At 41.6% G+C, this 25,040-nt stretch carries 16 protein-coding genes; 7 read left to right on the forward strand and 9 right to left on the reverse strand.

Annotated features, from left to right (window positions below; all coding sequences use genetic code 11):
• The 3 genes from FRX97_RS07120 to radA are packed head-to-tail and all read left to right on the forward strand — an operon-like array spanning position 1 to position 2,882.
• Positions 1-1,029 (forward strand): lysylphosphatidylglycerol synthase transmembrane domain-containing protein, encoded by a 1,029-nt coding sequence (locus tag FRX97_RS07120; protein ID WP_147014501.1) that lies wholly within the window; start codon positions 1-3, stop codon positions 1,027-1,029.
• Positions 1,007-1,528, forward strand: coding sequence for a D-glycero-beta-D-manno-heptose 1-phosphate adenylyltransferase (rfaE2, locus tag FRX97_RS07125; protein WP_147014502.1), 522 nt, complete (start codon positions 1,007-1,009; stop codon positions 1,526-1,528). Before FRX97_RS07120 ends, rfaE2 begins: the two co-directional genes overlap by 23 nt.
• Positions 1,521-2,882, forward strand: coding sequence for a DNA repair protein RadA (gene radA, locus FRX97_RS07130; protein ID WP_147014503.1), 1,362 nt, complete (start codon positions 1,521-1,523; stop codon positions 2,880-2,882). Before rfaE2 ends, radA begins: the two co-directional genes overlap by 8 nt.
• Here the strand turns inward: radA and FRX97_RS07135 are convergent.
• Both FRX97_RS07135 and FRX97_RS07140 read right to left on the reverse strand, forming a co-directional pair.
• A complete protein-coding gene (locus tag FRX97_RS07135) occupies positions 2,879-3,904 on the reverse strand; it encodes an OmpA family protein (protein WP_147014504.1) in 1,026 nt (341 codons plus the stop codon). The two genes, radA and FRX97_RS07135, sit on opposite strands and share 4 nt — an antisense overlap.
• Positions 3,905-3,929: 25 nt before the next feature.
• A complete protein-coding gene (locus FRX97_RS07140; RefSeq protein WP_147014505.1) occupies positions 3,930-4,850 on the reverse strand; it encodes a coiled-coil domain-containing protein in 921 nt (306 codons plus the stop codon).
• A gap of 30 nt (positions 4,851-4,880) precedes the next feature.
• Between FRX97_RS07140 and FRX97_RS07145 the strand changes: the two genes are divergently transcribed.
• The 3 genes from FRX97_RS07145 to FRX97_RS07155 are packed head-to-tail and all read left to right on the forward strand — an operon-like array spanning position 4,881 to position 7,617.
• Positions 4,881-5,540, forward strand: coding sequence for a ComF family protein (locus FRX97_RS07145; RefSeq protein WP_147014506.1), 660 nt, complete (start codon positions 4,881-4,883; stop codon positions 5,538-5,540).
• Between the two features lie 23 nt (positions 5,541-5,563).
• Complete coding sequence (locus FRX97_RS07150; protein ID WP_147014507.1) at positions 5,564-6,046, forward strand: GAF domain-containing protein; 483 nt, start codon at positions 5,564-5,566, stop codon at positions 6,044-6,046.
• Entirely contained in the window at positions 6,046-7,617 is a 1,572-nt protein-coding gene (locus tag FRX97_RS07155) for an Ig-like domain-containing protein (RefSeq protein ID WP_147014508.1), read from the forward strand. The genes FRX97_RS07150 and FRX97_RS07155 overlap by 1 nt, the downstream gene beginning before the upstream one ends.
• Here FRX97_RS07155 and FRX97_RS07160 read toward each other — a convergent pair.
• The 5 genes from FRX97_RS07160 to FRX97_RS07180 all read right to left on the reverse strand — a co-directional run bounded on the left by FRX97_RS07160 (position 7,601) and on the right by FRX97_RS07180 (position 13,102).
• Positions 7,601-8,383, reverse strand: coding sequence for an amidohydrolase (locus FRX97_RS07160; protein WP_147014509.1), 783 nt, complete (start codon positions 8,381-8,383; stop codon positions 7,601-7,603). The two genes, FRX97_RS07155 and FRX97_RS07160, sit on opposite strands and share 17 nt — an antisense overlap.
• Positions 8,380-9,540, reverse strand: a complete 1,161-nt coding sequence (locus FRX97_RS07165; RefSeq protein WP_147014510.1) for a methionine aminotransferase — start codon at positions 9,538-9,540, stop codon at positions 8,380-8,382. Before FRX97_RS07165 ends, FRX97_RS07160 begins: the two co-directional genes overlap by 4 nt.
• 65 nt (positions 9,541-9,605) lie before the next feature.
• Positions 9,606-10,355, reverse strand: coding sequence for a succinate dehydrogenase/fumarate reductase iron-sulfur subunit (locus FRX97_RS07170; RefSeq protein ID WP_147014511.1), 750 nt, complete (start codon positions 10,353-10,355; stop codon positions 9,606-9,608).
• A 38-nt stretch (positions 10,356-10,393) separates the two neighbouring features.
• The gene (locus FRX97_RS07175) at positions 10,394-12,394 is read right to left on the reverse strand and encodes a fumarate reductase/succinate dehydrogenase flavoprotein subunit (RefSeq protein WP_147014512.1); all 2,001 of its coding nucleotides are present in this window, start codon (positions 12,392-12,394) and stop codon (positions 10,394-10,396) included.
• 12 nt (positions 12,395-12,406) lie between these two features.
• Positions 12,407-13,102: a succinate dehydrogenase cytochrome b subunit gene (locus FRX97_RS07180; protein WP_147014513.1), complete on the reverse strand. Its 696-nt coding sequence runs from the start codon at positions 13,100-13,102 to the stop codon at positions 12,407-12,409.
• Positions 13,103-13,309: 207 nt separating this feature from the next.
• Between FRX97_RS07180 and FRX97_RS07185 the strand changes: the two genes are divergently transcribed.
• Positions 13,310-14,599 carry an aminopeptidase P N-terminal domain-containing protein gene (locus FRX97_RS07185; RefSeq protein WP_147014514.1) on the forward strand — a complete coding sequence of 430 codons (1,290 nt, stop codon included), beginning with the start codon at positions 13,310-13,312 and terminating at the stop codon, positions 14,597-14,599.
• Positions 14,600-14,607: 8 nt separating this feature from the next.
• Here FRX97_RS07185 and FRX97_RS07190 read toward each other — a convergent pair whose 3' ends face one another.
• Positions 14,608-19,791 carry a T9SS type B sorting domain-containing protein gene (locus tag FRX97_RS07190; RefSeq protein ID WP_147014515.1) on the reverse strand — a complete coding sequence of 1,728 codons (5,184 nt, stop codon included), beginning with the start codon at positions 19,789-19,791 and terminating at the stop codon, positions 14,608-14,610.
• 84 nt (positions 19,792-19,875) lie between these two features.
• Positions 19,876-24,993, reverse strand: a complete 5,118-nt coding sequence (locus FRX97_RS07195) for a gliding motility-associated C-terminal domain-containing protein (RefSeq protein ID WP_147014516.1) — start codon at positions 24,991-24,993, stop codon at positions 19,876-19,878.
• Positions 24,994-25,040 lie beyond the last annotated feature (47 nt).

A 25,040-nucleotide genomic window follows, 5' to 3' on the forward strand; every position in this document is an offset into this window, starting at 1 on the left:
TTGAAATCAAAATTATTTAGTGTCTTAAAAGTTGCCTTCTTCCTGTGCCTGGGATTAGCGATTATAGTTTTGTTTACCGGCAAACTATCCGAAAAAGAAAAGGCTGAAATTTGGGAAGCAGTATTAAACGCCGACTACTCTTGGATATTACTATCCATGCTATTTGGAACCCTTGCCCACATCAGTAGGTCATTTCGCTGGAAACAGCTTTTGGAACCCATGGGGCATCATCCATCATCTGCAAATACTTTTTTCGCCGTAATGGTTATGTACTTCGCTAACCTGGCTGTACCAAGATTAGGCGAAGCCACTAGATGCGTAATACTTAGACGTTACGAAAAAGTTCCAATGGAAAAGTCTTTTGGAACAGTAATAGCCGAGAGAGCCATCGATTTATTATTCCTTGGATTTATTTTTCTGATCACCCTTATTTTTGAGTGGGACATGCTTTGGAAAGGGATAGACTCCCTTAAAACAATGGGAAACAGTGGCAATCCGAATTCGGAGAGTGAACCAAGCTTAGTACTTCCCATTATGGCCATTATCGGCTTAACTATCGCTGGCATCCTTTTCTTTTTCAGAAAAACTGAAAGAGTAAGAACCATATATGCAAAGGTGGTAGAACTAATCATAGGGTTTGTCTCTGGATTAAAATCCGCCTTTAAGGTAAAAAAGCCCCTATGGTTTGTCGGGCATTCACTTTTTATCTGGTTTATGTATGTTATGATGGTTTGGATTTGCTTTTTTAGCATGCCCGAAACTTCTAACCTACCCTGGGAGTCTTCTTTTACGCTGCTAATTTTTGGATCCTTAGGAATTATCATCGTTCCAGGTGGACTGGGAATTTATCCTGCCATAATGAGTGCCGTACTTTTATTATACGGCGTACCCGAGGCCAAAGGGTATGCATTTGGTTGGATTGTTTGGTTAGGCCAAACCCTCCTTCTTGTTTTATGGGGAATTATATCGCTAATTTTACTTCCCGTATTCAACAAGAAGAATAAACATGTCTCAACAGCTGACGCCTAACCCGAAACTCTTTACACTAGATAAAGCCACAGATCTTGTTTCTGAATGGAAACAAAAAGGCGAGGTACTCGTGTTTACCAACGGCTGTTTCGACATCCTACATCCCGGGCATGTAGATTACCTTCAAAAAGCTAAAAATTTAGGTTCCAAACTCATTTTGGGACTCAATTCCGACGACTCTGTACGAAGATTAAATAAGGGACCCGAAAGACCTTTAAATTCGGAATGGTCTCGAGCTTTTGTTTTAGCTGGTTTAACAGCCATAGACATGGTAGTGCCTTTTAACGAGGATACTCCCCTTAAATTAATTTCCGCCTTAAAACCAGATATTTTGGTAAAAGGTGGAGATTACGACGAAAGTGAGTCCGACCCCACCTCTAAAAACTACATTGTAGGTAAAAGAGAAGTGGAGGAATTTGGTGGTAGTGTTAAAACCATTCCCTTTTTAAACGGATTTTCAACCTCGGATTTAGTAGAAAAAATTAAACGATTTGGCTAAACTTAAAAAAGCTTTTTTCTGCAGTAACTGTGGATATGAAGCCTCCAAATGGCAAGGCAAATGTCCTGCATGTAACCAGTGGAATACCTTTACAGAAGAAATTATTTCTAAACAGAAAAGCAGCTCCACCAGCTTTGTCGCAAAGGCCGAATCGCATCCCAACAAGCTAGTAGAGGTAAATTCAGAGGAAAAACCCAGAATTATATTAAAAGACGCAGAATTAAACCGTCTCATGGGTGGTGGAATTATGCCTGGTTCTGTGGTCTTGCTCGGTGGGGAACCCGGAATAGGTAAAAGTACCTTGCTGTTACAACTGCTTCTTCAGTTTCATCAGGAGGTATTATATGTTTCGGGTGAAGAAAGCAGCCTTCAAATTAAAGATAGGGCCTCAAGAATCTCATCTACTATTCCCAACACCTTTTACATTTCCGCCGAAACCGATATAGGTCAGATTGTGAAATACGCTAATGAGTTAAAACCCAAACTATTGGTAATTGACTCAATACAGACGCTTCAGCACGAATTAATTGATTCCGTTCCAGGTTCTATCTCGCAGATTAGAGCTTGCTGCGGCGAGTTAATAAAGCTGGCTAAAACCACCGATATCCCAATTTTTGTAATTGGTCATATTACAAAGGATGGTCAAATTGCAGGACCCAAATTGTTAGAGCACATGGTAGATGTTGTTCTGCAGTTCGAGGGCGATCATCAATATTTCTTACGACTTTTAAGAGGGGTAAAAAACAGATTTGGAAACACCAATGAAATTGCCCTGTACGAAATGCAACAGGGTGGATTAAACCCCGTAGCAAATCCTGGAGAGGTTTTTATTAGTGGAAAAGATGAAAACTTAAGCGGAACGGCCACTGGGATAATACTAGAAGGAGTTAGGCCGCTACTTATTGAGTCGCAAGCCTTGGTTTCCAGCGCGGTGTACGGAACACCTCAGCGCTCCGCAACAGGCTTTGATGTTAAGCGATTAAATATGCTTTTAGCCGTTTTAGAAAAGCGCTGTGGTTTTAAGTTAGGAGCAAAAGATGTGTTTTTAAATATTGCCGGCGGATTTAAAATAAACGATACCGGATCTGACTTAGCGGTCGTGATGGCCATTTTAAGCAGTGCTGCGGACATTTCCATCCCAGCAAAAACAGCATTTGCAGCAGAGATAGGATTAACCGGAGAAGTAAGACCAGTTACTCGTTTAAATCAGCGAATATCGGAGGCTGCCAAATTGGGCTATAAACAACTATTTGTATCCAAATACGCCAAAAATATAGATGGGGACTTACCTCAATCTATTGAAGTAGTCCCCATCAGTCAGATTAACGAAGCGGTAGCCCGTTTATTTGCTTAGTTGTTCTCCCCTTCTACTGAAGGTTGAACCGGAGCATCCGCCTTGCGATTAATTATTTCAAATATCTTATCCAGATTCGGTGTAAGAATTATCTCTATTCTACGGTTCTTAGATTTATCTGCAGGATCTATTGGGTGAAACTCAGATCTACCCGCAGCAATTAACTGGGCTGGGTTAATTTTAGAGTTCTCTACCAAAATTTCAACTACTGCAGTTGCTCTCAATACAGACAATTCCCAGTTATTTCTTGGGATAGCTTTAGAGTAAATCTTGTCTGTGTCGGTATGCCCTTCTACTAAAACCTCGATATCCTTTTGCTCCTCAAGTACCTGAGCAAGTTGCTTTAACGCCTTTTTACCCTCGTTGTTTATTGCAGTGCTTCCAGAAGGGAAGAGAAGTTGAGCTTCTACCGAAACATAAATTTTTCCATCGCGCTGCTCTACGGTTAATCCTTTATCAGAATAATTGGTAAGCGCCTCTATTAGCTGATTTGTAAGGCTTTCAAATGCCTTATCTTTCTCAGCAATTAAAGACTCCAACTCGTTTACTCGCTGTTCTCTTTGTTTTAGCTTTTCGCTAAGTTCAACCAAAGACTGTTCTTTAATCTTTAATTCTCTATCTAGCTTGTTCAGCGCATCCTCGCGTTCTTGAAGTTCTGCTTTGGTTCCCTCCAATTCCGCCAACAATTTTTGTTGTTCTATTTGAGAACCTTTTTGCAACAAAGCATACTTCTCTAACAATTCGTCATTAAGAGAGTTAATTTTATCGTAGCGCGTTTGCAGCTTTCTTAAGATATCCCCTTGTCTAAGGGTATCGCTTTTAAGCTTACTATTCTGTTGTTGCAGGCGATCCAGTTCAATTTGTAAATCCTTCAATTCCGCTTTCGCTTGATCTAGTCCACCTCTTAACTCCTGGTTTTCTGCCTTAAGTTTATCGTGGCTCGATTGCAATTCTTGGAATTTCCTAGCTGGAACACAGGCTGTGAGTCCAGCAATTAGGGCTATGATTACAGTTAATCTCATGCTATTGTTTGGATTTGGCCGAAAGTTACTTAAAGCTCTCTCTGGCTGAACCTATTTGTTCGCCAGCTTCGAATATTTTAACAAGGTAATCCCCTTCAGGAAGCTCCTCACCATTTAAATTGGCATAAATACATACATCCATCTGCTCATTCTCGTATTCTACCTCACGCATTTCGGTGTAAACCGGCGGAGCATCTGGGTCCTGACCATTTTGTTTAGGTAATATTACTTGACCCTCCGAGTTTTCGACGGCTATGTAAATTTTCTTTTTACCTGGAGCGGTGGTGATGTTTTCACCCAGGGTAAAGCAAACTTTTAATATTTCTATTCTCCTAGCTCTCCCGGTTTCTGATTGCTTCCCAGAGTTTCTCAATCTAATTCCTTCAAAAAGAACATTAAACGTTTGAAGGATGGACGCTTTTTTCACCTTTCCTTTTAGCTCTTGCGCAGTGCTATTAAGCCTATTATACTCCTGCTGCGTACTGCTTAGCTGCTGCTTAATATTGGTGTTTTCAGTGATAAGCGTTTTGTTAAGGGTATTTAGACTGTCGATGGTAACAACATAACCTTTCATAATAGTTCTAAGAGTAGTTACTTCGCGCTTATACTTTCTAATAAGAGCAATATTTCCCTTGTTTTTAGCTATCTCGTCCTGCAGCTCTTCAATTTTTTCTTTTTGAGTTATAATTTCCTCTTGCAGTTCGGTATTATCCGTTTCTAGCTCGTTGTATTGAGCAAGCATCTCATTTAACTCGTCGTTTAGGGCATTTTTATCTTGAGCAAGGTTTTCATTATAAAGGTTGATTTGCTCGATGGTCGATCTATTTTCGAACATCATCCAAGACAGGGCACCACAGGCTATTACAAGAAATGCGATAATTCCTAAGTAAAGTTTTTCCCTAGATGGAAGCTCTTTCCAATTAAAATTTCCTCCCTTTTTATCCATAATTCGTTAAATTAAACAGAAACCTACCACATGATTTCTGATTTGATCAATCTTCTATTTCCTCGACTCTGCTATATCTGCGAAGCGGGGTTAATGCCAAACGAAGATAATCTTTGCTTTGCTTGTAAGGCTATTTTACCACAAAGTAAGTTTCCTCCCTCGTATAACAATCCCACGGCAAAGGTATTTAGAAGTAGGAATAATTTAAACTGGGGATACAGTTTAATGGAATTTAAAACGGGGGGATTTTCACAAAAAATCCTACACGCCCTAAAATACCGCAATGCCAGATCCATAACAGAAGGACTCATAAACCCAGAAGTATTTACTCCCGTTTTTAATGCTTACCCAAAACCAGACCTTATTCTACCCGTGCCGCTGCACCCCAGAAAGTTAGCCATGCGTGGTTTTAACCAAGCTGAGGCAATTGGACTAACCTTACAGAAAGAGCTAGGAATAAAAATGAATTGCGAATGTTTACGTCGAAATCACTTTAATAAATCCCAAACCAAAAAAAACCGATTTCACCGTCACGCCAGCAGTAAAAACTTATTTTCATACCACGGCCCCGCACCCGAACACATCCTATTGGTAGATGATGTGATTACCACTGGGGCTACGCTGCACAGCATTTTAGATATTTTACCAACGCAAAGCCAATTTTCCATTTTCACACTTGCCCGTGCTTAGATAAGTAAATGTATTTTTGCTCCATGGCGGAAAGTTTATCATTGGAGGGATTAAGCACCAAGGAAGAAAAATACCAAAGTGCAATTCAGCAAATTACAGCGCTCACTTCTGGCGAAACAAATAGTGTTGCCAATATGGCCAACTGTGCTGCGGCATTAAAACAGTTCTTCAATCATTTCTGGATTGGTTTTTACCTAGTAGACAGTAATGACGAACTAGTTTTAGGCCCATTTCAAGGCCCAATTGCTTGTACACGAATTAAAAAAGGAAAAGGAGTTTGTGGTACCGCCTGGAAAGAAGAAAAAACGGTGATTGTTCCTAATGTGGATGAGTTTCCTGGACACATAGCATGTGCTTCGGAAAGCAAAAGTGAAATTGTGGTCCCCATCTTCTCTCAGGAAAAGAAAGTTATTGGGGTGCTCGATATAGATGCTGATTATTTAAATGCATTTGACGAAATAGATGGGAAATATTTAGAGCAACTAATGCAAATTTTCAGCAAATAATGCGATTTCTAATCCTACTGCTTTCTGTTGTTATTCTGGCTTCTTGCGCAAAAGTTGGCTCGCCAAGTGGTGGAGAAAAGGATACAACACCGCCAAAAATTGTTTCCGCTTCTCCTGCAAACTTCAGTACCAACGTAAATCCCAAACAAATAGAAATCACCTTCGATGAATTCGTTAAGCTGGGAAATTATCAATCCGAGTGGATTGTTTCACCCACCTTAAAGGAAAAACCGGAGGCTAAATTGCGAGGGAAAAAGCTAATTATCTCACTACCCGATAGCCTTGAAGAAAATACTACCTACATTTTCAATTTCGCTGGGACTATTGGCGACTTGCATGAGGGAAATGAGTTAGAAGAAAAGCTTTTTGTTTTTAGTACCGGGGCAGCTCTAGATTCTGGAATGGTAAGCGGAAACACCATGGACGCCCAAAAAGATGAACCACTTGGAAAGACGGCGGTGGGGCTTTTTAGCACGAACGACAGCAATAATTTCCCGCCGAATTACCCCCCTAAATATTACGCACAGAGCAACGATGTCGGTGGTTTTGAGTTTAATTATATCAAAGAAAACAACTATTGGATTATTGCTTGGGTTGATGCAAACAAGAACAAGATTGTTGAGCCCGAAGAACAGATTGGGTTCCTTGGGGAATCCATCAAGCCTTGGTTCGTAAAAAAGCAAGACTCCCTAAAACTCAGGCTATTCTCTAATCCACCGGATACACTTATATCAAGCAAGCAGAAGTTGTTTAATAACCGAAGGGCTGTATTTTCTTTTAACAAGGAAATTGCAGAAGATTCGTTACAAGTTCTAGCGGATGAGGTTGCTTTCGTAGACTACTTTAAAGACAGCTTGGCCGTTTGGTTTAAGCAGGAACAATTGGGAGATAGCCTAATTATTAATCTTAAGGGAAGCACCATAAATCAGCGGGTTAAAATGTACCCGATAGAAGGTATTAACAAGAGAGAGTCTAATAAGTTGAGGGTCATAAACACCTTATCCCCTAAGAAAACATCGGATAGCTTATTCCTGGTATTTTCAGAGCCTCCGGTTTCCGATTCCATCCCCGTAGAGTTATTTAACGAGAAAGATTCTAGTTGGACTGCAAGTGCCTTATATCGGAGCACAATATCCAACCAGTTTTATTTTATAAACCAGGCTCCTTTGGGTAAAACGGTAGTGATTAAAGGACCTACGGTAGAGGGTATTTACAATCATATTAGCGATACGTTGACCTTAAACTACACGCTCCCAAGTAAAGAGGCACTGGGGAACTTAGTGGTGCGCACAACATTGAACCAAACTTTTAGCGGAACCCCTGTTTTTTACTTTGGGATAAAGGGAAAAATGCGCCATTTCCCATACCACTCGGGCAAATTAGATTTGAAACAATTATCGGCCGGACAATACGATCTATTTTTAATTTTTGATGAAGACGGAAACGGAAAATATAGTCCTGGAAATGCTGGCCTCCGACAACAGCCAGAAAGGGTAATTAAATACCCAGGCGCCATCGATATTCGATCGAATTGGGATTTGGAATTGGAGTGGGTTATTCCGTCAAAGTAAAACCATCGGCATCGCCAAGCACCGGAAATTTTACCCTAAAATCGTCTAGCAGCTTTTTGTTAAGCTCAACGGTTAAAACGGTTTCATTTTCTATGGGGCCTGCAACATAATTACCGTAAGGATCTATTGCTGCCGAATGACCGTTGTAGGTAATACCCTTACCGTCTTCACCAACGCGATTAACACCAATAAGATAACACTGGTTTTCAATTGCTCTGGCAGTTAATAATGCATCCCAAGCTGAAACTCTTGCTTGGGGCCAATTGGCGATAAATAACTGTAAATCGAATGGTTTTACTGCAGAATTACGAGCAAAAACAGGGAATCTAAGATCGTAACAAATAAGCGGGTTTATTCTCCAGCCTAAATATTCAATTACCAATCTTTCCTTGCCAGCATTATAGTGCTCATGTTCTCCTGCAAATGAAAACAAGTGGCGTTTATCGTAAGTGTTAATGGTTCCATCTGGAAAAAAGGCAAAGAGACGGTTATAATAGCCATAGGAAGCGTTTCCAACCACGGTTCCTGCAATTATTAAAGCGTTTTTTTCCTTGGCAAGCTGAGAACAAAACTCCTGAACCTTTTTCTGCTCTTCCTCGCTAACTTTTTGCGGTTCCATGGTAAAGCCAACATGAAACATTTCGGGCAATACGAAGATGTCTGCGCTTATTGGATTGGTAATTTGCTGTACTTTATCGCAATTTGCTTGGAAATCGTGCCAGGCAATATCCATTTGCACTAGCGCACAAGAGAGGGATTGTTTCACAGGGCATTAAGTCTTTTTGCAGCTTCAATAAGGACATCATCCTCTTTGGCAAAGCAAAAACGCAACACCTTATTTTGTTCTGGATTATGATAAAAAACCGAAAGTGGAATTGCCGAAACTCTTACTTCCTTAGCCAGCCATTCCGAGAACTTCACATCATCCTCATCGCTTATTTCGCTGTAATTCAACAAACAAAAATAGCTTCCATCGCAAGGAAGGGCCTTAAACTTTCCTTTAGAAATTTCCTTAACAAAAAGATCTCTTTTGGCCTGAAGCGGACTTAAGAGCTCGTTTATTTTGTTTGGATATTTCTCTAAAAAGCTTGCTACCCCCAGTTGCATTGGGGTATTAACAGAAAAAACTGTGTATTGATGAACTTTTAAAATTTCGCTAAGAATAAGCTTGGGCGCAAGGCAAAAACCAATTTTCCAGCCTGTTACGTTTAACATTTTACCAAGCGATCCCACGACAATAGATCGTTCTGCTAGCTTTGGATAAGACGCCATAGAATGGTGGTCTTTACCATCGAATAAAATATTGTGGTAAACCTCATCGGAAAGAATCAGAATATCGGTACCATCAGTAAGGCGTATCAATTGATCGATATCCGCAGAACTCAATAATCTTCCGGATGGATTATGAGGCGAATTAAGAATAACCAATTTAGTTTTTCGATTCACCAACCTTTTAAATTCCTTCCAATCTATACTGTAATCCGGATACTTTAACCTACAATAAACAGGAGTAGCACCTGCCAATTCCACTGCGGGAACATAACTATCGTAGGCTGGGGTAAAGATAATTACCTCATCCCCCTCCTTAACCAAGGCCGTTATTGCCGATTGCAAAGCTTGGGTAGCACCCGAGGTAATTAAAACCTCAGATTGGGGATCGTAGCTTTGCTCGAATTGCCTTTTGGCGTATTTAGAGATAGCTGTTCTTAACTCCAGGGTACCAGCTGCTGGGGCATATTGGTTTTTATTTGCCAACATAGCCTTAGTAACCTCCTCCTGCAAAAGAGGATCTAACTGAGCATCTGGGAAACCTTGAGAAAGATTAATGGCCCCGTATTCGAGGGCCATTTCAGACATCTTAGAAAAGATCGTTTTCCCAACTGCCGGCAATTTGGTTTGCAGAGAAACAGAACTTGCTAACATATATTTTCTTTGGTTTACGACTTACTAACGTAAACTCGGAAATTTAGATTATCTGAAAACTAAATTTAGTTTCCAGTGGTAGATGCTTCAAAGTATCTACGGTTCATACGAGCAATGTGCTCTAGTGAGATTCCCTTAGGACATTCAACTTCGCAAGCACCTGTGTTGGTACAGTTACCAAAGCCTTCTTTATCCATTTGGTCAACCATTTTAAGAACACGCTCCTTAGATTCAACCTCTCCCTGAGGTAATAAATCTAACTGAGATACCTTGGCTCCTACGAAAAGCATAGCAGATGCATTCTTACAGGTAGCAACACATGCTCCACATCCGATACAAGTGGCTGCGTCAAACGCCATGTCTGCATTTTCCTTTTTAATAGGAATTGCGTTGGCATCGATAGTGTTACCCGAAGTGTTAACAGATACGAATCCTCCCGAAGCAATAATTCTATCGAAAGCAGATCTATCTACTGCTAAATCTTTGATAACAGGGAAGGCATCGGCTCTCCAAGGCTCAATATAAATGGTATCACCATCATTGAAAGAGCGCATGTGAAGCTGACAGGTAGTAATTGCTCTACCTGGTCCGTGTGCCTCACCATTGATAAATAGTGAACAAGAACCGCAAATCCCCTCTCTACAATCGTGATCGAAAACTACAGGCTCTTCACCCTTCTCAATAAGTTCGTTGTTTAACACGTCTAACATTTCTAAGAAAGACATGTCTGGGCTAATATTATCTACGGCGTAGTCGACCATTTTCCCTTCGGATTTTGGTCCGTTCTGCCTCCATATTTTCAAGTTTAATTTCATGACAATACTTTTTGGTTTAACCTAACGCGGGAAAAGGTTTATTTATAACTACGTTGTTTTAATTCTACATTTTCAAATACCAGAGGCTCTTTGTGAAGCACAGGCTCCTCTTCTCCTTTGTACTCCCATGCTGACACAAAAGTGAAGTTTTCGTCGTCTCTAAGTGCTTCTCCCTCTTCTGTTTGGTACTCTTCTCTAAAGTGACCACCACAGCTCTCGTTTCTAGAAAGAGCATCTCTACACATCAACTCACCTAACTCAAGGAAATCGGCAACTCTACCTGCTTTTTCAAGCTCTTGGTTGTAGCTATCTTCTGTCCCTGGAACTTTTACATCCTTCCAGAATTCAGCTCTTAAGGCTCTAATTTCTTCGATTGCAGTTTTAAGTCCTTCGGCATTTCTTGCCATACCGCACTTATCCCACATTATTTTTCCAAGTTCTTTGTGGAAGTAATCAACCGTTTTAGACCCTTTGTTATTTAATAATTTGGAGATGCGATCTCTAACTTGCTTTTCAGCTTCATCAAACTCAGGAGTTTCAGTTGAAATAGCACCTGTTCTAATGTCCTGAGATAAATACTCACCAATAGTGTAAGGAATAACAAAGTATCCATCTGCTAAACCTTGCATTAGTGCAGAAGCTCCTAAACGGTTAGCTCCGTGATCTGAGAAGTTTGCTTCTCCTAATGCAAAACATCCAGGGATGGTTGTCATTAGGTTGTAGTCTACCCAAATTCCACCCATGGTATAGTGAACCGCTGGGAATATTTTCATTGGGGTTTCGTAAGGATTATCGTCGGTAATTTTTTCGTACATCTGGAATAGGTTCCCGTACTTCTTCTCAACGATATCTTTACCTAGTTTGATAATGGTTCCGTGGTCTGGATTTTTTAATCCTTGAACGTTCGCTTCCGTTTTTCCGTAACGCTCAATTGCTGAAGCAAAATCTAAAAATACGGCTTGTCCAGTGGCGTTTACACCAAATCCGGCATCGCATCTTTCTTTAGCAGCTCTTGAGGCAACGTCTCTAGGAACCAAGTTTCCAAAAGAAGGATATCTACGCTCTAAGTAGTAATCTCTATCTTCTTCTTTAATATCGGTAGGCTTTAGCTTTCCAGCTCGGATAGCTTCGGCATCTTCCTTCTTTTTCGGCACCCAAATTCTTCCATCGTTACGCAGCGACTCCGACATAAGCGTAAGCTTAGATTGGTAATCACCAGAAACTGGAATACAGGTTGGGTGGATTTGAGTAAAACATGGGTTAGCGAAGTAGGCCCCTTTCTTGTGTGCTTTCCAAGCAGCAGTAACGTTAGAACCCATAGCATTGGTAGAAAGGAAAAATACATTTCCATATCCACCCGTTGCTAGAATTACAGCATGCGCTCCATGACGCTCAATTTCTCCTGTAATAAGGTTTCTAGCAATAATTCCACGTGCTTTTCCATCCACCATTACAAGATCTAACATCTCATGACGGCTATACATCTTTACTTTCCCTTTACCTACTTGGCGAGAAAGTGCAGAATAAGCACCTAATAATAATTGCTGTCCAGTTTGTCCTTTGGCGTAGAAAGTACGGGATACCTGAACCCCTCCAAAAGAACGGTTATCTAATAATCCACCGTATTCTCTTGCGAAAGGGACACCTTGCGCAACGCACTGATCGATAATGTTAGCAGAAACCTCTGCCAAACGGTGAACATTGGCTTCGCGAGAACGGTAATCACCACCCTTTATGGTATCGTAAAACAAACGGAAAACAGAATCCCCGTCGTTTTGGTAATTTTTAGCGGCGTTAATACCACCTTGAGCAGCAATGGAGTGTGCTCTACGGGCAGAATCTTGGAAACAAAATGCCTTTACATTGTACCCAAGTTCCGCTAGGGATGCTGCAGCAGAAGCACCAGCTAATCCAGTACCCACTACAATTACATCAATAAGTCTTTTGTTAGCAGGAGAAACCAATGGCACATTGGCCTTATGACTTTTCCATTTGTCAGCTAAATTTCCTGAAGGTATTTTAGAATCTAATACAGACATACAAATAAAATTTTAGTGGGAGAAATGAGAAAAATGGTGATATAGTGCTACAACCACAAATCCTAAAGGAACTACAATGGAATAGATTTTTCCAAAAGCCTTAATCCCAGGGGTGTATTTGTTATTGTTTACACCAACAGACTGGAAAGCAGATGCAAATCCATGCTGTAGGTGGAATATTAATGCGATGAAAGCCAAGCAGTACAATCCCGTTCTGGTTGGACTTACAAATTTATGCTGTAACTCTTCGAAGTATCTAAACTGATCTGTACCCTCCATTAATCCAGAGGTATCTCCAGCTACATACTTCGTTGCAATTTCTGGAATCCAGAAATCGTAAAAGTGCAGACCCAAGAATAACAAGATTACCACACCTGTAATTAACATGTTTCTAGAAGCCCAAGCAGAATTTGCCTTTGCGTTGTTATACGCATACTTGTTGCTTCTTGCACTTTTATTGCGAGCCTCTAGGATGAAACCCATTACAAAGTGAAACACCACACCAATAATTAAGATGGGCTGCATAACGAACTGGACAATAAAATTCGTCCCCATGAAATGAGATAGCTCGTTAAACACATCCGCACTCAATACCGAAGTAAAGTTGATGGTTAAGTGTTGCAATAAAAAGATGATAAGGAATAAGGCCGAAAGCGCCATTGCGATTTTTCTTCCTACCGATGAGTTCAGTAAACCTGATTTAGCCATAAACTAAATATTATTTAGAGGCAACAAAAGTACACGGCAAAGACTTCCGTTTCAAATTGCACCTTTATTTAGATTCTATCTATTTAATTAAACCTACTACTCTTTGGCTTTTTTAACCTTCATTTCAAGGTATTGTTCACTCCAATTTATCCAGAACTAACACCTAGTTCGTATGTTTGTGAATCTTCAAAAAATGCAAGAAATATTATGAGGTACGAAAACATAGGTAAGGACCTATTTATTAAGAATCGGAAGAAATTTATGGCTAAAATGGAACCCAAGAGTATTGCGGTTTTTTTCAGCAACGACATTCTTCCGACCAATGCCGATGGTACACTACCTTTTCGTCAGAACAACGATCTTTTCTACTTGTGTGGAGTAGATCAAGAGGAAACCATCCTTGTTTTGTTCCCCGACGCACCAGACCCTGCCCTTAGAGAGGTTCTTTTTGTAAGAGAAACTAACGAACATATAGCCGTTTGGGAAGGTGAAAAATTGGATAAAGACAGTGCTACCGAGCAAACGGGTGTAGAAACCGTAGTCTGGACCAAAGACTTTGATGCTAAAATTAAACAACTGGCTTTCTCTGCTAGCTCAATTTATCTCAACAGCAACGAGCATCTTAGGGCTGCTACCGAGGTTGAAACTCGCGAAGAGCGATTAAATAAAGAGCTAATTAAAAAATTCCCACTTCACAATGTCCTAAGGGCGGCTCCTATTATGCACGACCTTAGAGCTAAAAAAGAAGACCGAGAAGTTGAGTTGATGCGCAAGGCCTGCAACATTACCGAGAAAGGGTTTAGAAGGTTGTTATCCTTTGTAAAACCAGGGGTAATGGAATATGAGATCGAGGCGGAATTAATGCATGAATTCCTACGAAATAGATCCAGAGGATTTGCATATACCCCGATTATTGCCTCTGGAGCTAATGCTTGTGTTCTGCACTACATTGAAAATAAAGGCGCTTGTAATGACGGAGATCTAATTCTTTTAGACGTTGGAGCAGAATATGCCAATTACGCTTCCGACATGAGTAGAACCATTCCTGTAAACGGAAGATTTACAGACCGCCAAAAAGCGGTTTACAATGCCGTTTTAAAGGTGCAACGCGATGCTATGAATATTCTTAGACCGGGAATTACCCTTCCAGAATATCACAAAGAGGTGGGTAAAATGATGGAGGCACAGTTATTAGACCTTAAACTGCTTGACAAAACGGACATTAAAAACCAAAACCCTGAATGGCCAGCATACAAAAAGTACTTTATGCATGGTACCTCTCACTACATCGGTTTAGATGTTCACGATGTCGGTTCATGGTCCGACCCAATTAACGTTGGTAATGTATTCACGGTGGAACCTGGAATTTATATCCCAGAGGAAAATTTAGGAGTAAGGCTAGAAAACGACATCTTGATTTCCAAAGACGGTTACGACGACCTGATGGGAAATATTCCAATTGAAGCAGAAGAAATAGAAGAGTTGATGAACGCCTAATCCGCGTTTTATCTTATCAAATGAACCGACCCGGTACGGACTTTTTTAAGTTCTATCGGGTCGCTTATTATTAGCCTCCAACCATATATACCTCCAGGTAATTCCTGTCCAGTATCCAGAAGGGTACCGTCCCAAGGATTTGCGAGAGGATCGTGGCTTTTATACACTACTTCTCCCCACCTATTAAATATCTCCAAGTAAAGCGTTTCCCTATCTAAATTTTCACCCAGAATAAGGAAAACATCATTTTTACCATCCTTATTTTCTGGCGTAAATGCATTGGGAACAAAGAGCCTAGTTTCGGGGATTACCTCGAAGGTTGTAGACAGTTGAGCTGGACAACCAAAGTTACTTTCAACAGCCACTTTTACTCCAAAGTATCCTGGCATTAAATCCAAATTATAGGTCAAAATATCTGTGGCGCTAACTGCGATGGTATCACCATTTTCCTGATTATACAATATCCAGTTTTGACGGGAAATTGGGGTACTACTGTTGTAAAAGAATTGATACGGACCGTTTAATTCAGTGGGAATTTCCGGGTCTAAGCTTAAACTTAACCTTGGAATAGGATACACCTCTATCGCATTAGTACTGTCAATCTCGTCTTTACAGCCATCTGGTGAAACCACACTTTGCTTGATGCTGTAATTTCCATTCCACAATTTTAATTCTCCAGCCTTTGTAGGTGATCCGTTTAAGAAAAACAAAGAGCTAGTTGTATTTACCGAAGTGTCGGTCAAAATTGCTATTAGGGGCTCACAACCTTTAGTTGGTGAAGGCGAAAGATTGAATCCAGCTTGGGCCGGTTCAAAAAATGAAATATCCAAAGTATCAAAAGCTGGTGTGGAGCATTTATCCTCTAGGCGAACAAACAACTTAAAATCTTTCCCACTATTATCGAACTGGAAATTAAGAGGGTTGGCAACAATACTATCCAACCAAATAAATTGGTAATCGTTGGGAATACCTCCACCTGCGCTGGCGAGGTAACTATCGCTGGTATTGGGGCATAATTTCGAATTCCCTGAAATTTCTACCTCCAATGCGGGAAGCTTGTTTAAACGGAACAAGGTGCTATCCGATCGACATCCCTTACTATCGTATATCCAAAAATAAGATGACAATGAACTATCCGTTCGCAGGGTATCATTGATTACGCCAAAATCCGGAAATTCTACCTGGTATGGAGCTCCATTTCCACCCGTAACCGCTGGGAAAAAGGCAAAGGTTTGACCATCGCAAAAATCGAAGTCCAAATTTGAGACTGCCTCCACTTTTGAGGGCTCAGCAACCATTACTTGTGCACTCGCTATACATCCATCAACATCTTCTGCTTGGATGGAATAATTACCTGCTTTTAAACCCTGAAATTGGTTGTTTTGGAATGTGGTTGGCCCCTGAACTTGAAAAGGACCTGTTCCACCAGTAATAGAGTCGATATAAATAACCCCATCTGAAAAACCAAAACAGGATACGGAGTCTACCGAAAAATGTAAAGTTGGACCTTGAATTTCTGGAACAAAAAAGGAAGCTGAAAAGGTACAACCTTTGGCATCGGTTAGGGTAAAACTGTGGTTTCCAGTGGATAAATTTAAATTCTGATTCCCACTACTTCCATCGCTCCAGGAAACAGAGTAGGGCGCCGTGCCTCCAATGATATTATTAATTAATGCCCCACCATTTTGTTGGTTACATTTTTCGCTTTCAATTTGGTAGGTTGCATAGAGCGAATCGGGCTCACCAATAAAAAAAAGGGTATCAAAGGTACAGCCTAAATTATCTGAAATATCGAGGCGATAAGTTCCCGTACAAAGGGCTGGAAAATTACCAGAACTACTGCTCAAGGTGGAATCCAACAAATAAGAAAACCCGAGGTCTGTCCCCCCCGTTGCCTGAAATAGTGCTTGCCCATCGCAGGTTTTAAAACACTTCGCACTATCAATTTGGAAATTAAACAAGGAAACCGGCTCTAGAACCCTAAATTTCAGAGAGTCTTTGTCCGGGCAAGCCGCATCGATTTCGTAATAAACCGTGTAAAGATTGGGAGCAAGCGATTGAACCTCCAAAACACCGTTATTATCGACTGCCATACCAGACCATACTCCCCCTCCTGAGTTGGTTGATAAAGTATCGTTTGGAGCGCCAAAACAGTATGAACCGGGCGAATTTTTTATGCTCGCATCAACCCGCTGAAAAATGGGAATTGCAATTTGACCCGTATCTCCACAGAGCCCTCCTATGGTATATTTTATGTGGGCAGTATCTCCAGTAACCAAAGCAGGATCTAGAATACCATTTTGGGCATTTACTATTCCATCTCCAGACCAAACCCCACCCACATCAACGGCGCTTAAGCTTATTAATCCTGTGTCGTTACAAAGCATTTCTATGGGTTGGATACTCGCATCTAATTTGCTGGTTACCCTTACCAAAATAGTGTCCTTATCTGGGCAGTTATTCTGAAATTCGTAATAAAGTGGATGTTCACCTTCCCCCGCCAATTTCGGATCGAAAACACCACTATTAGAGACACCCGTTCCCGACCAAACACCACCGCTGTTTTTCGATTGCATTTGAACTGGGTCTTCCAATATACAAACGGTTTGTGGTCCTATTATTTGGGCGTCGTTTTGTTGAAATACGGTTATAGTTCTCGATTGAAAATCTCCACATAAACCATCTAGGTTGTAGCTTATAGTGTGTGTTCCAACCCCTGCAACTTGAGGGTCGAATTTTCCATTTGAAACGCCCGGACCACTCCAGACACCTCCGGCCTCATTTGCTACCAAAACCAATGGGTCATCTTCTGAACAAACTTTGGTCGGCAAAGTGAAATTTGCATTTTTCCTTCTCCGCACTTCGATTTGTATGGTGTCTGCCGAGGGACATTTTCCATCAAATCGATAAATAATTTGATGTTGCCCTACTCCTGCATTAGCGGGATTAAAGGTTCCGTTTTGGCTGTCTATTATCCCAGGCCCTACCCAGGTACCACCCGAACTTGATGCACTTAAATTAAATGCTCCTCTATCACTACAAACCACAGAGACAGGACTTATAGTGGGATTGAAATATGGATGAACCGTAATGATCTTTTTAACGGTATCGCCACAATTTCCCTTTATGAGATAGGTTATTTCGTGTTCACCAGGTCCAGCAATTTGGGGACTAAATTTATTCCCCGAAAAAATACCATTTCCCGAGAACGTTCCCGAAGCTGAAACGGTCGAAAGTGTTACTTCGCCATCGTTTTCACACATCTCCGAGGGGGCGGTGAAATCAGCATTTGCCTTATTGATTACACGCAATTTCAACACCTTTTCGGAGGGGCAAACGCCCGCGAATGAATGTACAATAATGTGTTCTCCAATACCCGCTTGAGAAGGATTGAAAACCCCAGTAGTGGGATTTATCCCTGGTCCACTCCACGAACCCCCTTTTTCAACTGCCACCAATTGGAATGGAGGATCGGTTAAACAGAAATTTCCAGGTTGCTGAACATCTGGATTTTTCCTTCTAACCACGGTAATATCCACCATATCTGATGCCGGGCAAGGGTTACCAAATCCATAGGAAATGGTATGCGTACCGGGTCCTGCCACCTGTGGATTGAAACTTCCATTTCCACTTACCCCTGGTCCCGTCCAACTTCCTCCAGCATCAACAGCCGTCAATTGATAAACAGGGTCATCGTTACATAAGGTGGGCACCTCATCGAGGGTCGGATCCTTTTGTCGATTAACTCTTACTTCAGAGGAAAATGATCGAGTGCAAACATTGGTAACGGAATAGGTTAAGGAATGAGGAGAACTTTCCCAACCAGCTAGTTTGGGGTCGAAAAAATAGTTTGGCGCACTTCCTGTAAGTCCAGGCCCCGACAGCACTCCACCAGAAGGAGACACATTAACTGGCACAGGGTCATCATTAGAGCAAAATGGACCTATAGGAACTATTTTAGGATCAGGTTCTGGAACTACCTCATAACTCGAAGAGTCCCTATACACACAACCATCTGCATCGGTAATTTCCATAACCACCTTATTGGTTCCCAATACGGTGCCCTTCCTACTAAAATTACTTTGGTTAACTATGGTATTTCCCTCAAACTGCCACTCCAAATAATTTATAGTGGTTCCATTTACCACACTTGTATTTGAAACTGCGATGAAATCGTTCTGACAGATTTCAGTTGGATCAATTTTTAAAGAAGGATTAATCGTTCCTCGAGGAGGATCTATCTTTTTGGTAAGGGTAAATGGACAGGAACTATTTGAAGTTGAGAAAGGAACCATTTCACATTGGTAAGTCCCCGGTGTATTGATTACCAAATTTTCATCCGTGCCAATGATAAAGCTTCCACCCTCTAACCTTTTCCAAGCATAGGATTTCATTCCGGGAGGTGCGTTTAATGTTAATTCTTCTCCAGGGCAAATGACGTCCTTGGCACTAGAAATTTTAGGTTCTTGGCAGGTGGCATCGATGTATGCATATCCCAAATGCGCCTCTTGACCACAATCGGAAGTCAGCACCTTTAATTTCACCGTTTTCCCCTTGTATTGCTGAAGGTTTATAGAAACAGGCGTCCAATCGCGGTAAAAATAATCTTGGTATTTGGAGAACCCTGGCACTCCAGGTTGAGCCGCCACTACATATTGTATACAAGGCACCTCATTACCATCTGGATCGATAATATCCACCGAAAAAAATGGCCTTTCTCCGTAAGCATGATCCTGCGGATCCTGCAGTACGATGGCGAAATAAAGGGTAATAAGGGCGTTGAGCTCCGTTACTTGATACTCGTATTCTAAAGAGGCTCCACGGGCATAAGCCTCAATTACGGTGGTGGCTCTGTAGTCTCCCAGTCTTGCTATATAACCACCTGCCAAGGGGCTACGCATGGCAATCATAGGAACCAATGGGTCCTTACCGTTATTAAACGTTTTGGTAAGAATAGCGTGCTGGCCTTGCTGGGTATTTTGCCCCCCCTGCGGATCGATTCCATTCCTGGCCTCGGGGCAGGACATATCGATTGATATTTGGTCGGTAACACATCCTACCTGACCTTTCCAACCTGAAAAATTACCGGCTTCAAAAGAAATATTACCGCATTGAGCCCAAAGCATATTGCATATCATCGCAAGCCACATGGCTAGCGCGCAACGCAACATATTTTGTTTGATTGGCTCCATTGAGGTAAAGGTAAAAAAGCTTAATCGGCAATGTTACAAAGTTACTCATAATCAATTTCTTAGATTACCAATAGCAATTCAACGTTAACGTATGAGATTTACTCGACCGTTAATAAACTTTTCATCGCCGTTTTCATCCAAATATTGAATACGCCAAACGTAAACTCCAGGTTTTACAATTTCACCTAAATATCTACCATCCCAGCCTCGGTTTATGTCGTCGGATTGGAATATCATTTCTCCCCAACGATTAAATACCATCATTTTGTAGCCTTCATCTCTTACATTAAAGACAACTGGTTTAAACTCATCGTTTGCACCATCCCCATTTGGTGTAAATCCATTGGGGACAAAAATATCGTGGGCTAACCTGATTTTTATTCTTGCCGAGGCACTATCAAGACAACCAAAAGGAGTAGCAACCCTTAAGTTTACATCTAGGGTGGTAGAATCGTCACCTACTACATAGGTGGCCGTTTTTTTGTTAAAAAAGTGTTCATCGATTACATCCCTGCTATTTGTAACCTGCCAGTTCCAATTAGAGATGTTGGCATTATCGAGGTTATAAACATTTACCACACCAGAATTAATATCCGGGCTGCTTGGCGACCATTTTATTGTCGCATTCGGAAGTGGATGCGAAATAATTACATACTTTATAAGCTGCACATTTCTACAACCATACTTGTTAAAGGTTTCTATTTCTGCATTGTAATTACCAGCGGGCAAATTGGAAACTGTTGCGTTGTTTCCACTCATTATTTTGTCCTTCATCCCCGGCTTTTTTAGCACCCAATTCCAAGTTTGATTTTCTTGAGCGGTATCTGTTAACATGGTTGAAAATGGCTCACAACCATCTGTAAAAATCGGTTTTACCACCGGAAGGGGATGAAAGCTTACAGTGATTTGTTCTGTAACGTTTGGAGAACAACCATCGCTTAGCTCTACCTCCACAATTCTGGTATTATAAACATCTCCATACAGCTGATGTCTCAACTCGGGTCCGGTTCCAATTTGGGCACCAGATTCATCGCGCCAAATGAAGGTATAATTACCATTTCCACCAGAGGCTGTTGCCGTAAAATTGACGTATTCTCCCGAGCAAATCGTTCTGGGTGTACCCTCTGCCGACAAGCTCAAAAGACTTCGTGTGGCAACCTCAAGCAAGGTAGTATCTGCTGGACAGTTATCTCTATCCCAAGCTGTAAAATAATAATTAGTTGGATTGGAATAGCTAAGCTGGGAAGATGTACTTTCCGTGCTAGTGTCTGTATACCACTTGTACTGATATGGCGCCCCGTTTCCACCCATTGCAGCTCCATTAATTTGTTTTTGATCGTTTATGCAAATGGTATCTTTATCATACGGAATGTTAACTCTAACTGAACTTGGCTCAGATAAAGTCAGTGTTTTTTGATTTGCGCATCCAACTGCATCTTCTATTCTCCAAGTGTAAGTTCCGGGCGATAAATTGGCAGCCGTTGAGTTCGATTGCTGCACCCCATTTAGGAAGTGGTTTACATTTCCACTCACATCTTGAATATTACTAACCGTTAAAGTACCATCGTTAAATCCATTACAAGTAATATCGGCCCCGTTCAATGAAAAATCGGGTTGGGGCGAACTGGTAATGGTGAAATTCTGACTTAAGCTACAACCATTATCGTCGGTTAGAGTAACCGTATAGTTTCCTGCACTTAACCCTGATACTGAAGACGTAGTTTCTCCATTACTCCATATATAACTGTAGGGAGGCACACCCCCTTGAGGGTTTACAACTTGGGCATCACCATCACCAGAACCACAATTCTCATTATTGGTATTCATTGAAAACTGAAGGGCTGGTGGCTGAGTAATTTGAGCCAAAGTATCAATAAAGCAGCCAATACTATCCGTTATTCTAATTTGTACCTGCCCAGCACTAAAACCACTTGGATTTGCCGTGTTGGCTCCAGAAGAGGGAGCTGGGGTGTACTGGAAACTCAGACTTCCCAACCCACCTTGATGATTAATTTGAATACCTCCATCCACTCCATTATTACAGGTAACAGGATTTACGGTAAGCGAATTAATCACAATAGGACTGGCCACTGTAATTTCAATGGTAGAATCGCTTGGACAAAGCCCGGTAAACTCGTATCTAATTTGATGGGTTCCGGGTCCTGCCACACTTGGTTTAAAGAAAAAGTCATTTCCTCTAACTTCAATTCCAGTACCAGATATATTTCCTCCCGCAGGACTTGCAAAAACTTGCACCTCACCGGAGTTGTTACAAAGTGCTGAAATAGGGACAATATCAGCTCGTTTGTATTGTACCACCGTATAAATTACCGAGTCTAAACCTCCGCATATTCCCGATACGCGGTACATTATCTTATGGGTTCCTTCTCCCGCTAAAGCAGGATCGAAATAGTAATCGCCACCAACATTGGTTAAGCCCGTTCCAGACCAGCCGCCTCCACTTGGTGCTGCGGTTAGGCGTATGGTTCCATCCGTATCGCACAGCGAAGCATTGGTATTATCAATATTAATTTGAGGCTTAGAGGTAACCTCTATTTGCATGGATTTTGTTAATGGACAAACCGCGTTAACTGTATAGGAAACCGTATGGGTTCCAACTCCAGCAACCGAAGGGTTAAATCCACCATTATCCTCGTCCACAATTCCAGGTCCATTCCATTTCCCACCAGGATAATCATTTTCAAGGGTGTAAACCGTATCGGCATTACAAAAAGGACCGGCAGGGGTTAAGTCGAAAATTGGGCGTACCCCAACATAAATTTCTACAGAATCAGCTGCGGCGCAAGTTCCAGTAAACTCGTAAACCACTTTATGCAGGCCTTCATTTAAATTGGTTGGAGTAAAGATGGGTTTATTCGGGTCTTTTATTCCCTGACCTCTCCACTTACCCCCAGCATCGGTGGGATATAGGGTAACGGGGCCGCCATCGTTACAAACGGTATCTGGTGCCTGGAAAGTAGCAACTGGATTTTGAATTACACTTAATTCCACCGTAGTATCATAAGGACAAAAACCAGAGCCATCGCTTGCCCATGCTTCATAAGCATAAGTAATCTGGTGATTTCCTAAACCAGCAACTGAAGGGTTCCAAGCTCCTGCAGCAGGATCTATAATTCCTGCACCCGACCAAGTTCCCCCAGCGGGTTGCATATTGAGGTAAACTACCTGATCTACGTTGCACTGAGCACCCGGATTATCGAATTGAAAAACGGGGCGTTTAATTACTTCGATAAGCTGAATGGTGGAATCTGGGCAAGCTCCACCAATTTTATAAATCACCGTATCTATGCCAGCCGGAGCTGCACTGGCATTGTATAATCCCGATGGGGAAATGTAATTCCCTATCCACTGACCACCGGGGTTAACCGGCACAAATTGAACCGACCCCTGGTTTTCACAGAAAAAACTAAGGCCTTGAAAAGAGGCATCGGCAGGATCTTGCACCCTTACTTGAAACGAATCCGTTTCGTTACATGGCAATTGCTTTACGTACACCCAATAATTGCCCGGATTACCTTCGTAATAGCTTGGATCAAAAGTTCCGGATGAATCCGTAATTGCATCGCCCCACCAGCGAATAGCAGTTCCATCCCAAGAACCGTCTTTTGGGTTTACCTGAAGTTGAACCGGGTCCTCGTTGGAACATAAAATCCCGGGATCTTCGAACAAAATGGTGTCTTTGGGAAGAATGTTTAAATCCACAAAACTAATAGCCTGACATCCATCGGTATTAATATGCAGCAACCCAATAGTTACCTGACCCGATGTATCTATGATATTGTCTTTTGGAATGTAGGAATTAGGTACTCTTCTAACACTGTCATCCACCAAAATGTAATCGCCTAGAACAGGGTCAAAGCGATAGTATTTACTTATAAATTTTGGGTTACCCGTAATAACCGTATCCCACAACCAAGCGACAGTATCGGTAAACGAACTATCCAAAACGGTATCTACACGAGTTGGATCGGGATAGAATTTATACGACTCTAGCGTTGTAAATCCTCTGGTAGTGTCTAAGAGAACAATTTCTTGTCCTTGACAAAGGGGCTCTACAAAAGAAAATCCAGGTTTTGGAAGGGGGTAGCTATAAATTTGCTTGCGCATTCTAAATGGACACTTGGAATTTGTGGTAGAGAAAGGTTCCATTTCTACAAAATAATGCCCTGGTACAGACGCCAAAGCTTGTTGTCCCACAACAGGAACTCCAGCGCCATTTACGGTATTTAAAGGTGTTATTTCCGCTGTGGAGGCTCCCGATGAACCAAAATTCCCGGGTGCAATGTTATCCCAATAGGCTCTGTTTGTCTCGTAATCTTCTTTCGAGACGTAGTACCATTTGTAGTTATTCATCCCCTCGGGAGCAAAAAGCTTAACCTGCTCTCCTGGGCAAATGGTATCGTTGCTAGCCAACATTTCGGCCTTTCCACAAAGCGCATCCACATAACCCCAACCGGCGTGGGCTTCTAAATAACAATCAGAGGTTTGTATTTGAATTTTAACCTTCTTTCCAAAGTAGTCTCCAAGATAAAGTGAGGCAATGGTCCAGTCTTTCCAAACATAAGACCCAGATGATTTAAACCCGTCAATGCCCGATCTACCCACCACCTCGTATTGCATACAAGGCACTTTTTTATTGGTTGGATCGATAACATTTAAACTGAAATAAGGTAATTCATCAAGCCCATGACCGCTGGGTCTCTCCAGCACAATAGCATAAGCCACTTGGATAATAATATTAGAGGAATCTACATCTATTTCATATGAAATTTCTGCGGCTTGAGCCACTCCAGTCCCCGAGACTCCAGATCCCGAAGGGTTACCTTCATAATCTCCTACCCTTGCCACAAAACCACCTGTTCCGCCACGTAGAGGTGAGGTCATTCCTAATGCCGCAACTCGAGGGTCTGATCCCCCATTAAATCCTGGAGTAATAATTTCATGTTGGGAAAGCATTCCATCCACACCATTTCTGGAGTCTATATTAAACTGGTTATTAGCACATGGTGGGTCGTGAGAAATATTAAATCCCCGATCGGGACAGCCAACTCTTCCGGTCCAATTGGTGAAATTTCCCGATTCAAAGTCCAAATTATTACACCCATTATTACTTTGGGCGTAGGTAACGGAGGAAATACCAAGAAATAGGGCGGCTATAAAGGGGATTATGCGAACGGACATTCCTGAATGTTAATTTTCTGTTAAGACTAAAATTAATCAAAATGGAT

It is taken from the genome of Luteibaculum oceani (genome assembly GCF_007995015.1).
Classification (GTDB): Bacteria; Bacteroidota; Bacteroidia; order Flavobacteriales_D; family Luteibaculaceae; genus Luteibaculum; species Luteibaculum oceani.